15 protein-coding genes are annotated in these 10,417 nt (G+C 69.5%); 9 read left to right on the top strand and 6 right to left on the bottom strand.

Translation table 11 applies throughout. From position 1 onward, the window contains the following. Positions 1-12 precede the first annotated feature (12 nt). The 4 genes from OG448_RS15065 to OG448_RS15050 all read right to left on the bottom strand — a co-directional run bounded on the left by OG448_RS15065 (position 13) and on the right by OG448_RS15050 (position 1,617). Positions 13-615, bottom strand: a complete 603-nt coding sequence (locus OG448_RS15065) for a hypothetical protein (protein ID WP_405554264.1) — start codon at positions 613-615, stop codon at positions 13-15. Continuing rightward, positions 612-974 (bottom strand): hypothetical protein, encoded by a 363-nt coding sequence (locus OG448_RS15060; RefSeq protein ID WP_405554262.1) that lies wholly within the window; start codon positions 972-974, stop codon positions 612-614. The genes OG448_RS15065 and OG448_RS15060 overlap by 4 nt, the downstream gene beginning before the upstream one ends. 93 nt (positions 975-1,067) lie before the next feature. After that, positions 1,068-1,319: a hypothetical protein gene (locus OG448_RS15055; RefSeq protein ID WP_405554261.1), complete on the bottom strand. Its 252-nt coding sequence runs from the start codon at positions 1,317-1,319 to the stop codon at positions 1,068-1,070. Next, positions 1,303-1,617: an XRE family transcriptional regulator gene (locus OG448_RS15050; RefSeq protein ID WP_405554259.1), complete on the bottom strand. Its 315-nt coding sequence runs from the start codon at positions 1,615-1,617 to the stop codon at positions 1,303-1,305. Before OG448_RS15050 ends, OG448_RS15055 begins: the two co-directional genes overlap by 17 nt. A 265-nt stretch (positions 1,618-1,882) precedes the next feature. Here OG448_RS15050 and OG448_RS15045 point away from each other — a divergent pair, with 265 nt between their 5' ends. From OG448_RS15045 to OG448_RS15035, 3 genes are all read left to right on the top strand, one after another. Then, entirely contained in the window at positions 1,883-2,239 is a 357-nt protein-coding gene (locus OG448_RS15045; RefSeq protein ID WP_405554257.1) for an XRE family transcriptional regulator, read from the top strand. A gap of 170 nt (positions 2,240-2,409) precedes the next feature. Next, entirely contained in the window at positions 2,410-2,664 is a 255-nt protein-coding gene (locus tag OG448_RS15040) for a hypothetical protein (protein ID WP_405554255.1), read from the top strand. A gap of 26 nt (positions 2,665-2,690) precedes the next feature. Beyond that, positions 2,691-3,998 (top strand): tyrosine-type recombinase/integrase, encoded by a 1,308-nt coding sequence (locus OG448_RS15035; protein ID WP_405554253.1) that lies wholly within the window; start codon positions 2,691-2,693, stop codon positions 3,996-3,998. 339 nt (positions 3,999-4,337) lie between these two features. Here OG448_RS15035 and OG448_RS15030 read toward each other — a convergent pair whose 3' ends face one another. After that, positions 4,338-5,036, bottom strand: a complete 699-nt coding sequence (locus OG448_RS15030) for a DUF5324 family protein (protein WP_405554252.1) — start codon at positions 5,034-5,036, stop codon at positions 4,338-4,340. Positions 5,037-5,314: 278 nt separating this feature from the next. Here OG448_RS15030 and OG448_RS15025 point away from each other — a divergent pair, with 278 nt between their 5' ends. Beyond that, complete coding sequence (locus OG448_RS15025) at positions 5,315-5,845, top strand: peptidylprolyl isomerase (protein ID WP_405554250.1); 531 nt, start codon at positions 5,315-5,317, stop codon at positions 5,843-5,845. A 119-nt stretch (positions 5,846-5,964) separates the two neighbouring features. Further along, on the top strand, positions 5,965-6,864 hold the full coding sequence (locus OG448_RS15020; RefSeq protein WP_405554248.1) for a rhomboid family intramembrane serine protease: 900 nt from the start codon (positions 5,965-5,967) through the stop codon (positions 6,862-6,864). Between the two features lie 272 nt (positions 6,865-7,136). On the opposite strand, the gene crgA is transcribed toward OG448_RS15020, so the two are convergent. Continuing rightward, positions 7,137-7,391: a cell division protein CrgA gene (crgA, locus tag OG448_RS15015; protein ID WP_030805947.1), complete on the bottom strand. Its 255-nt coding sequence runs from the start codon at positions 7,389-7,391 to the stop codon at positions 7,137-7,139. A gap of 153 nt (positions 7,392-7,544) precedes the next feature. Here crgA and OG448_RS15010 point away from each other — a divergent pair, with 153 nt between their 5' ends. The 4 genes from OG448_RS15010 (at position 7,545) to OG448_RS14995 (ending at position 10,387) form a co-directional block, all read left to right on the top strand. After that, positions 7,545-8,333 carry a DUF881 domain-containing protein gene (locus OG448_RS15010; RefSeq protein ID WP_405554246.1) on the top strand — a complete coding sequence of 263 codons (789 nt, stop codon included), beginning with the start codon at positions 7,545-7,547 and terminating at the stop codon, positions 8,331-8,333. 181 nt (positions 8,334-8,514) lie between these two features. Beyond that, positions 8,515-8,676, top strand: coding sequence for a hypothetical protein (locus tag OG448_RS15005; RefSeq protein ID WP_030805941.1), 162 nt, complete (start codon positions 8,515-8,517; stop codon positions 8,674-8,676). Beyond that, positions 8,673-9,314: an aminodeoxychorismate/anthranilate synthase component II gene (locus OG448_RS15000; protein ID WP_030805939.1), complete on the top strand. Its 642-nt coding sequence runs from the start codon at positions 8,673-8,675 to the stop codon at positions 9,312-9,314. The genes OG448_RS15005 and OG448_RS15000 overlap by 4 nt, the downstream gene beginning before the upstream one ends. Beyond that, a complete protein-coding gene (locus OG448_RS14995; RefSeq protein WP_405554244.1) occupies positions 9,311-10,387 on the top strand; it encodes a class E sortase in 1,077 nt (358 codons plus the stop codon). Before OG448_RS15000 ends, OG448_RS14995 begins: the two co-directional genes overlap by 4 nt. The last annotated feature ends 30 nt before the right edge of the window (positions 10,388-10,417 follow it).

The raw sequence follows: 10,417 nt of genomic DNA, 5'->3' as shown, positions 1-10,417 counted from the left end.
AGGCGAGGGTGATCACGCGTCGGCCCCCTCGTCGTACTCGGAGGCCAGCTCCAGGGCCGTGACGATGTAGCCGGTGGTGGACTCCTCGTTCTGCCCGGCGGTGACAACCAGCTCGGCGACGCGGTCCTCGTCGTCCTCGATCCAGTCGAAGCGGAGATCGCTGGACGACGACCACGCGCGCCGTTCCTCGGCCTCGCAGTGAGCACGGGCGGCGGCCCCGGTGCCGTAGTGGCCGAGGGTGATCCCGGAGTCCGGGTGCTCGGCGCGGTAGACCGTGGTCGGCGCGGCCTCCAGCTCGGCGATGCGGTCCCGGTTCGCCCGCAGCGTCTCCGCCGCGTCGGACAGGGCTTCGTTCGTCGTGTGCCGCTCGGCCTCCAGCTCGGCGACCCGAGCCTCGGCGTCGAGCAGGCGACGGAGCACCGGGCCCATCCGCTCGCCCATCCAGGACACGAGGTTGAGGCAGTACAGGTCTTCCCACGTGGGGTGCTCGTGGACGGCCCGGTCGTGGACGGACTTCGCCGTCTGCTGAACCAGACCAGTCGTGGCGGGCTTCGCGTCGCCGATCAGGGCGGCAATCTGCTCGCGCTGCTCCAGCGTCATCGGCGTCTCGCTCATGCCGCCACCGCCGCGCGGATGTAGTCCATGACCAGCTCGCCCGCCGGAACCGGCACCGACACCCGGACCGGCACGCGGCCCCGGCGGCGGGACGGCGGGGTCAGCGTCAGCAGCGTCCACAGCTCCAGGCCGTCACCCGCCGACGTGCGGTGCACCTTCCCGCCCAGCTCGTTCAGCCACAGGCCGAGGTCGTCCACGTCGGCGACCGTGATGAACACGGCCTCGGCACGGGCGATCAGGGTCGGGGCGGGCAGCGGCGTGTAGTCGAGCAGCGACTCCACCGCGATGCGGTTGTCACTGGTCTGCGCCATCAGGTCCGTCAACTCCGAGAGCGGGCGGACGGTAGAGTCCAGGGCCATCGGTGGCCTCTCTTTCTGGATTGGTAGGGGCGCCGGTCGTTGGGTCGCCAGGCCGGTCAAAGCGGGCGGCCCTTCGGCGCGTCTGGGGGTGGGTCAGGCCGTGGCGTACTCGGGCACCGACTCGCGGTCGGCGGCCCCGGACTGCTCGGCGTGCCACGCCTCGCACTTGGCGAGGGAGAAGCGCCGGCCGCGGCCCGCGAAGGGCTCTTCCGGCATCCCCTGCTCGATCCACTGGAGGACGGTCCAGTCCGAGACGCCGTAGTACGTCTCGATCTCGCGCTGGGTCAGCAGGGGGATGAGGCCGGCCGGGAGGGCGACGACGCGGCGGTCACTCTTCTTCGGCATCAGACCTTGACCTTTCGATATTCGAAGTCGAACCTGTGGGCATGGCGAAGAGGTCCTGGAGGGGGGTGCTCGTCTCCCGGTGCAGTGCTTCGGTGACGAGCCAGGCCGTGCGCAGCTCGCAGTTGTCGCGTGCCGTCTTGCCCTGCCCCACGAGGTGTCCGACGGTCGCCGGGCTGACGCCCTTCCCGGCCGGGTCCACCCTCTTGGTCGCCTCAGCGAGTGCGGGGATGGAGAGTCCGGCGCGGTCCATGGCGGCCCGGATGGGCCGGCCGTCGTCCTTGCGGTGCAGCTTGGGCATAGATGGGACCTCGGGCCTGTGTGGCTGGATCACCCCGGCTGGGGTGTCTTCGATATTTCTACTTTCGAAATCGAAGAGAGTCAAGCGGTTCGCCGAGACTCGCCGAGTTCTGGGGTGTTGGACACGCGAGGCGAACGTGTGTTCTAGTCGGGTGGCATAGTCCTTGCACAACGGCGCGTAGCGGGGAGAACGCGCGCCGCCAAGTTCGCGCCAACGCTTCTACTTTCGCTTGCGAAAAGTAGAAGACGGCGGCAATCTTGCGTGCGTGGATACCCCCCAGAATCCTGCGGAGACCTTCGCTCAGGTGCTTGCCGAGCTGAAGAGTCACTACGGCGCGAGCGACAGCGAGATCGCCCGCCGCATCGGCAGCCACGTATCCACGGTCAACAACTGGGCCCACGGCAAGGCGAGCCCCCGAGCCGCCGCGATCCGCCGGCTCGCTGCGGAGTTCCCCCACTTCACCGAGGCCAGGCTTTTTGCAGCGATCGGAAAGAGGGCGCCCGCCCCGCTCAGCGCCGATGACCGCGAGGCCCTGCTCGGCGTCTTCGACCGACTCACCGAGGAGCAGCAGCAGATGCTGCTCATCCAGGCCAGTGCAGTAGCAGACAGCAACGAGCGGTAGCCGGGGGGCACTCCGGCCTGCACGTCCGCACATCGCCCCTGCCTCATTCGCGTGCGCAGAGTGGTCGCATATTCACCCGTCAGCAGGTACGGTCGTTCACGCTGCTGACGTTCTCCCCCGCCAGCGTGCACCAGTCACACGTGCATCTATCGCTGGGGGAGTGTGCGCCCATGTGCATCCGTGTCGAGTACGCGCCGCGTCAGGCCATCAGCGATCCGTATGACGCTGACCGGCAGGTGATCACCCTCCCTGCCCACTTCCGCGAGTGGCGCGTCTACGCGATGTCAGCCCTTCAGGCCGTACTGCTCCGACTCGATGTCGAGCAGCCCTCGTTCAGTGCAGTCTGCTGGTGCGGGGACCCCATCACGCTGGGCCCCCGCATCCCCATCCAGCGACGACACGAGGTGATCAACCTTGGGGCCTGACCAGCACCAGACGAGGAGGGGGCACGATGCCTCGTAGGGCGACGAACAACCCGCGGCAGCTCCGCTCCAAGAGCTGCGGCTGCCAGCACTGCGTGGAGGCATACCCGCCCGAGCAGTACGGCGACCGGAAGAAGCGGCGCGACTGCCTCGGCTCGTGGCAGGCGCGCTACCGCGACGCCAACGGCCAGCAGAAGGCGAAGAACTTCCCGAAGAAGGGCGCGGCCGACGCCTTCCTGGACAAGGTCCGGGAGTCCGTCCGGGCCGGCAGCTACCTGGACCCGAAGCGCGGGGAGATCACTCTCGCCGCCTGGTGGCAGGAGTGGTGGCCGGGCCACGAACCCGAGCGGCCCACCACCCGTAACCGCAAGCTGTCCTCCTGGACCGCCCACATCGAACCGAAGTGGGGCCGGCGGAAGCTGAACTCGATCCGCACCACCGAGGTGCAGGCATGGATGCGGACAGAGGTCCGCGGGCACGCAACGCAGGTCAAGGTCCGCGAGTTGTTCCGGGCCATGCTGCGGGACGCGGTGGTGGACGAGCGCATCCCGAAGAACCCGCTGGACGCGGTGACCATCACGGTCGCCTCGCCCGCCCGGCACCCGGACGAACTCCGGCCACCGACCGAGGAGCAGTACGCGCAGATCCGCGAGGCCATCCCCGCTTGGTACCGGCCGCTGGTGGACTTCGCCCACGAGACCGGCATGCGGTGGGGGGAAATCGCCGGGCTGCGCGCCTGCTACCTGGACCTGGACGCAGGGGCCGCAGATGTGCGGCACATCCTCGTGGACGACAAGGGCACCATCGTCCGACAGGCCATGCCCAAGACGCTGGCGGGGTACCGCACGGTGCCGCTCACCGAGGTGGCGGTGGAAGCGGCCCGCCTCATGCTGGAGCGCCTGCCGGCGTCGACCGCCAGGAGTGACGTGTCCGACGGGTTGCGCCCGGAAGAGCTGGTGTTCCGTGGTCCCATGGCGGGGGAGTCCCGGCTCCTGAAGGGCGAGCGGGTCACGCTGGATGGGGCGCTGCGGGGGAACAACTTCCGGCGCCGGATCTGGATTCCGGCGATCAAGGAAGTGGGATTGGCGCGGCTCATCAAGGACCCCGTGACCGGCCGCGAGGAGTACTGGCCGCGCATCCACGACTACCGCCACGCGGTGGCCAGTCGTCTGCACGCGGCCGGCGTCTCCGAGAAGGAAGTACAGCTCTTCCTCGGTCAGGAGCGAGGGGGCCGGGTGACGTGGCTGTACACGCACGGCACCGAGGGGGCCGCGGACCGGCTGCGCGCGGCGCTCGAAGGGGGTGGCGGCCCTCGCCATCTGCGGGTTGTCTCATGACGCCTGACGGGCCGGGAGTCCACATCGATTCCACAAACCCCCCTCGGCGAGTCTCGGCGGAACCGGGTGTTGCGGAGGAGATGGGCCGTGCAGCTCGCTGACCTGCACTCGGAGCCACTCGGTGAGACTCGGCGAAACCCGCACCAGGGCGCATGTGATTTTGCATGGCAGATGTCAGGGGTTCGACTCCCCTAGGCTCCACAACGAAAACCCCCTCCGACCTGCGAAAACGCAGTGCGGAGGGGGTTTTCTCGTGCCACCGTGGGGACGGGGGCTCGGGTATCGCGGGCGCCGTTTCACGTGAAACGGCGTGCGGTGCCCGTGACTTGGGACGTCAGATCACCGGTTCTCGTCGCCCTCGACGTCGTCCTCGACCTGCTTTGCCTGGACCTCCGGGTCCAGGACGGAGGGGCCGGTGCCGTCGACCGAGTGGAGGCGGGCGGAGTCCGGCATTTCCGTGGCGGCCGGGGGCTCGACCAGCCAGTCCGGGTTGGCCTGGCGGTCCCACCACTGCCAGACGGCGTAGGCGCCGCCCGCGAGCAGACTGGCCAGGGCCACGTACTTCAGCGCCCGGCCGGTGCGGCCGCGGCGCTCGTTGCGGCGGGCCAGCTTCTTGATCTCCTTGGCCGAGACATTGCCCTGCAGTGCGACCAGGGCGGCGGCGCTGCGCGCTGCGGCCTCGTCGTACACCGGGGTGGCGGCGGCCACGGCCTGCTCGATCTTGGGGCGGGAGTACTGCGCCGCCTGCTTGGCGGCCTTGCGGGTCAGCTTGGCGGCGTCCTGCGCTGCCTGATCGACCTTCGGCGGTACGTGGGAGAGCGCTCGCTCCACCTGCGGGGCGAGCTTGGCGTCGTACTGAAGACGGGCCTGGTCGGCCGCCTGCGAGACCACGGGCGCCAGCCGTACACGTGCCTCCTGCGTGTAATGAGCGGCACGCTCCTTGGCCGTGTCGGCATAAGGCGCCACCACGTCCGCTGCGTGCAGCACGCTGTCCTTGGCCGAACCGGTCGCGGCGCGCACGCTGTCGATGCGGGTCACGGGAACCTCCTCCTCGGTGGCGTACGGTATTTCGACTGTCCACACTGTTACGGATCATGCCTGTCGGTGGCCCACACAGCATGTGTGGACGGGCATACGGGTGCCGATCTATGGCGAAGCGGTGAAATTCCGGGCAACCGGCCCCCGCACACGACCCTGCCACGATTCGCCGCCGGGCGCCGCCCATACGGGCCGAACTCGCCGTCACCCGTCCGGTTCCGGGCCGCCCGGAGCGTGCGAGGATCGGGGGCGAACGGAAAGACAACGGAAGGCAGATCGTGGCCGAGCAGCTTTACGCCACCCTGAAGACCAACCACGGCGACATCAAGATCAGGCTGTTCCCGAACCACGCGCCGGCCACGGTCAAGAACTTCGTCGAGCTGGCCCAGGGCGAGCGCTCCTGGAAGCATCCGGGGACCGGCGTCGAGAGCACGGACCCGCTCTACGACGGCACCACCTTCCACCGGGTGATCAGTGGCTTCATGCTCCAGGGCGGCGACCCGCTCGGCACCGGCATCGGCGGCCCCGGCTACCAGTTCCCGGACGAGTTCCACCCCGACCTGTCCTTCAACAAGCCCTACCTGCTCGCGATGGCCAACGCCGGGCCGGGCACCAACGGCTCGCAGTTCTTCATCACGGTCTCCCCGACCACCTGGCTGAACCGCAAGCACACCATCTTCGGCGAGGTCGCCGACCTGGCCAGCCAGAAGGTCGTCGACGCCATCGCCGCCGTCCCCACCGGCCGCAACGACCGCCCGGTCGAGGACGTGGTGATCGAGTCCGTGGTCGTGGAGAAGACCGCGAGCTGACCGGCGGCCGGTGAGTCCCGCACAGGGAACCAAATGCCCCGCTCGTCCGTAAGGATGGGCGGGAGCGGTGCCGCGCTCCCGGAGTGACGACGGACGACGCGAGGGACGAAGGGGATCTCATGGACCAGGCAGCGGCCGACGCCCCGGGCGCCCGCAGCGTGCCCGTCTGCTACCGGCACCCGGACCGCGAGACCGGCGTGCGCTGCACCCGCTGCGACCGGCCGATCTGCCCCGAGTGCATGGTCGACGCCTCCGTCGGCTTCCAGTGCCCCGACTGTGTGCGCGGCGGCACCCCCGGCTCGGGCGACGCCGCTCCCGCCCCGGCCGACAACCGCCCCCGCACCCTCGCGGGCGGCACCCTCACCCGCGACCCCCGCCTGGTCACCAAGGTCCTCATCGGGCTGAACCTGGCCCTCTTCCTGGTGAAGCTCTCCCTGGGCGACGTCTTCACCAACCAGCTCGACCTGATCGGCCGGGCCTACGCCCCCCATCTCACCGGCATCCAGGGCGTCGCCGAGGGCCAGTGGTACCGCCTGCTGACCTCGATGTTCCTGCACGGCGGCTATGTGCACATCCTCTTCAACATGCTCAGTCTGTGGTGGATCGGCGGCCCGCTGGAAGGCGCCCTCGGCCGCGCCCGCTACCTCACGCTGTACCTGGTCTGCGGCCTGGCCGGCGGCGCGCTGACCTATCTGCTGGCCGCGCCCAACCAGCCCTCACTGGGCGCCTCCGGTGCGATCTTCGGCCTGTTCGGCGCCACCGCCGTCCTGCTGCGCCGCCTCCGGTACGACATGCGGCCGGTCATCGTGCTGCTGGTGGTCAACCTGATCATCACGTTCGGGGTGCCGGGCATCGCCTGGCAGGCGCACATCGGCGGGCTCGTCGCCGGTGTCGTCGTGGGGTACGCGATGATCCACGCCCCGCGCGAGCGGCGGGCGCTGATCCAGTACGGGGCGTGTGCGCTGGTGCTCGTGGTGGTGGCCGTTCTCACCCTGGTGAGAACCCTCCAGCTCACCTGAGCCCGAACCGTTGTCCACAGTCTGTGCCCGATCTTGTGCATACGGTGCGGGAACAACCGTGCCCCCTGCCGCTCGGATGTGAATCCGCAGGTCAGGCAGGGGGCATCAGGTGGAGCGCCGGTCGTCGGATGGTGTTTCCGGCGTCAACCGGGGATTAGTTATCCACAGATCGTATTCCTTTTCCCCAGGGGGGTGTGGATACTTCGTTGGCCTGTGGATAACTCAGTGGAGGGCCGTGGGCAGAGGTCGCCGGAACCGGGCTCGGGGCCCGGTCACTTCCACTGGGTGGAGACGCCGAAGCCCGCCGCGATGAAGCCGAAGCCGACGACGATGTTCCAGTTGTCCAGGCTGTCGATCGGCAGCGAGCCGTCGGTCACGTAGAACACCACGATCCACGCCAGGCCGATGAGGAACATGGCCAGCATGACGGGCGCGACCCAGGCGCTGTTGGTGAGCTTGATGGCCTGCGCCTGCTTGACGGGCGGCGGCGTGTAGTCGGCCTTCTTGCGGATACGTGACTTCGGCACGAAGGTCTCTCCTGTCGATGCGCTGCGTGACCGCGCAGGTGTCTGGGTCGAGCTCGGGGCAGCGTACAAGGGGACTGGCAAGGGCACACCGAGCGCTCCCCCGGACGTCCGTTAGCGTAGTGCTTCCGCGGCGCCGAAGGAGATAAGGGTACGTTGAGCAATTCTGCCGACTCCCCAGGGACGGGAGCAATGGGTTCCGCGCCCGCCCGTCGTCCCCGTTTCCGGCCGGTGCGGATTCTCACCGCCGGTGTCTTCGCTCTGGCCGGCCTTCTCTTCGTCACCAGCTTCAACACCGCCAAGGGCACCGACCTGCGTACCGACACCTCGCTGCTGAAGCTGTCGGACCTCATCCAGGAGCGCAGCCGGAAGAACCAGGGCCTGGACGAGTCCAACGCCACACTGCGGCACAGAGTCGAGTCGCTCGCCGAGGGCGACGACGGCAGCACCCGCGCCCAGGACCGGCGGCTCGGCGGACTGGAGAAGAGCGCGGGCACCGAGCGGCTCACCGGCAAGGCCGTCACCGTCACCCTCAACGACGCCCCGCCGAACGCCACCGCCAAGCTCCCCGGTTATCCCCCGCCGCAGCCCGACTACCTGGTCATCCACCAGCAGGACCTCCAGGCGGTCGTCAACGCGCTGTGGCACGGCGGCGCCCAGGGGATCAAGGTCATGGACCAGCGGCTGATCTCCACCAGCGCGGTCCGCTGCGTCGGCAACACCCTGATCCTCCAGGGCCGTGTCTACTCACCCCCGTACAAGATCACCGCCGTGGGCGACCCGGACCGGCTGAAGCAGGCGCTGGCCGCGAGCAAGGCGATCCAGAACTACATGGTGTACGTCAATGTCTACGGCCTCGGCTGGGACGTCGCCGACGAGGGCACCGTCACGCTGCCCGGCTACACCGGCACCGTCGACCTGCACTACGCGACGCCCGCGCAGTAGCCGCAGCTCACCCGCCGACCGCTTGTTCGCGGCGCGAAACCGTTCCGCCCGTCATTGAGGGGATCGGCGCCCGGCCCCGTAAGTCCAGGTGTGCTCCAGGCACGCCGGTGACGGACCCGGCGCCGTTAGTCTGGTGCCGTACGGCGTGAGTCAGGAGCCGTGGAGGAACGGAAGGGACGGCATGTACGGCTGGATCTGGCGGCATCTGCCGGGCAACGCGTTGGTGAGGGCACTGATCTCGCTCGTGCTCGTCGTGGCCGCGGTCTACGTCCTGTTCCAGTACGTGTTCCCGTGGGCGGAACCGCTGTTGCCCTTCAACGATGTGACGGTGGACAACCAGTGAGCAGCGCCCGGATTCTCGTCGTCGACAACTACGACAGCTTCGTCTTCAACCTCGTCCAGTACCTGTACCAGCTCGGCGCCGAGTGCGAGGTGCTGCGCAACGACGAGGTGACCACCGCGCACGCCCAGGACGGTTTCGACGGCGTCCTGCTGTCGCCCGGACCGGGCACGCCCGAGGAGGCCGGGGTCTGCGTGGACATGGTCCGGCACTGCGCGGCGACCGGTGTCCCGGTGTTCGGGGTCTGCCTCGGCATGCAGTCGATGCAGGTCGCCTACGGCGGGGTGGTGGACCGCGCGCCCGAGCTGCTGCACGGCAAGACCTCGCCGGTGATCCACGAGGGCCGGGGCGTCTTCGCGGGCCTTCCGACGCCGTTCATCGCCACCCGGTACCACTCGCTGGCCGCCGAGCCGGCCACCGTGCCCGCCGATCTGGAGGTCACCGCCCGCACCGAGGACGGGATCATCATGGGGCTGCGCCACCGTGAACTCCCGGTCGAGGGTGTGCAGTTCCACCCCGAGTCGGTGCTGACCGAGCACGGCCACCGGATGCTGGCCAACTGGCTCGCCGAGTGCGGCGACCGGGACGCGGTGGCGAGGTCGGCGGGGCTCGCCCCGGTGGTGGGCAGGGCCACGGCGTGACCACCCCGCGCCCGGAACGCGAGGACGCGTACGGCGGGGTGCCGTACGGGTCCTACGGTCCGGCGTTCGTGGGCGCGGGCGATCCGGGGACGGCACGGATGCCGGCCGTGGACGATTACGGCGGCTACGACGAGTACGCGGCAGGCCCCGAACTCCCCCTGGACGACCGGACGATGGCACTCCGGATGCCCGGCGCCACGGAGGGCGCGTACGGCTCGCTGAGCGCCTCCGCGGGCGCCTCGGGCCCCGGCGGAGCCACCGGGGGGCGCGCGGCCCGCAGGAAGGCCGCCAAGCGGGGCGGCGGGCGGCGTGGCGGGGGGCGCGAGGGGGCACCGGCTTCGGCTCGCCCGGCGCGGCCGCTGTCGCGGGTGGAGGCCCGGCAGCAGGCGCGGGCGCGCAAGCCGGGGGCGGCGGTCATGGTGAGCCGGGCGGTCGGCGAACTCTTCATCACCACCGGCGTGGTCATGCTGCTGTTCGTCACCTACCAGCTCTGGTGGACCAACGTCCGGGCGCACGCGGAGGCCGGCAGCGAGACGAGCCAGCTCCAGGACGACTGGGCGAACGGCAAGCGGGCGCCGGGGGTGTTCGAGCCGGGGCAGGGGTTCGCCATCCTGCACATTCCCAAGCTGGACGTGGTCGCGCCGATCGCGGAGGGCGTCAGCAACAAGAAGGTGCTCGACAAGGGGATGGTCGGGCACTACGGGGAAGCGCCGCTGAAGACGGCGATGCCGTACGACAAGACCGGCAACTTCGGGCTCGCGGCGCACCGCAACACCCATGGGGAGCCGTTCCGTTACATCAACCGGCTGGTCGCGGGCGACGCGGTCGTGGTCGAGACGCAGGACGAGTACTTCGTGTACAAGGTGGCGTCGATGCTGCCGGTGACTCCGCCGTCCAACACCAGCGTGCTGAATCCGGTGCCGCAGGGGTCCGGGTTCACCCAACAGGGGCGGTACATCACCCTCACCACCTGCACGCCCGAGTTCACCAGCAAGTACCGGCTGATCGTCTGGGGCAAGATGGTCGAGGAACGCCCGCGCAGCAAGGGCAAGCCGGACGCGCTCATCCAGTAGCGGCGGTCCGTCTCACCAGCCGAAGAGCCG

This window comes from Streptomyces sp. NBC_01171 (assembly GCF_045039805.1).
In the GTDB taxonomy this organism is placed as follows: domain Bacteria; phylum Actinomycetota; class Actinomycetes; order Streptomycetales; family Streptomycetaceae; genus Streptomyces.
The sequence above is the reverse complement of the archived record's forward strand: the minus strand, read 5'-3'. Positions and strand labels throughout refer to the sequence as shown.

Excerpts from the sequence above, each read along its gene's own strand:
- OG448_RS15065 (WP_405554264.1), bottom strand. The coding sequence starts at position 615 with ATGAGCGAGACGCCGATGACGCTGGAGCAGCGCGAGCAGATTGCCGCC.
- OG448_RS15055 (WP_405554261.1), bottom strand. The coding sequence starts at position 1,319 with ATGCCGAAGAAGAGTGACCGCCGCGTCGTCGCCCTCCCGGCCGGCCTC.
- OG448_RS15050 (WP_405554259.1), bottom strand. The coding sequence starts at position 1,617 with ATGCCCAAGCTGCACCGCAAGGACGACGGCCGGCCCATCCGGGCCGCC.
- OG448_RS15035 (WP_405554253.1), top strand. The coding sequence starts at position 2,691 with ATGCCTCGTAGGGCGACGAACAACCCGCGGCAGCTCCGCTCCAAGAGC.
- OG448_RS15020 (WP_405554248.1), top strand. The coding sequence starts at position 5,965 with ATGGACCAGGCAGCGGCCGACGCCCCGGGCGCCCGCAGCGTGCCCGTC.
- OG448_RS15040 (WP_405554255.1), top strand. The coding sequence starts at position 2,410 with ATGTGCATCCGTGTCGAGTACGCGCCGCGTCAGGCCATCAGCGATCCG.
- OG448_RS15060 (WP_405554262.1), bottom strand. The coding sequence starts at position 974 with ATGGCCCTGGACTCTACCGTCCGCCCGCTCTCGGAGTTGACGGACCTG.
- OG448_RS15005 (WP_030805941.1), top strand. The coding sequence starts at position 8,515 with ATGTACGGCTGGATCTGGCGGCATCTGCCGGGCAACGCGTTGGTGAGG.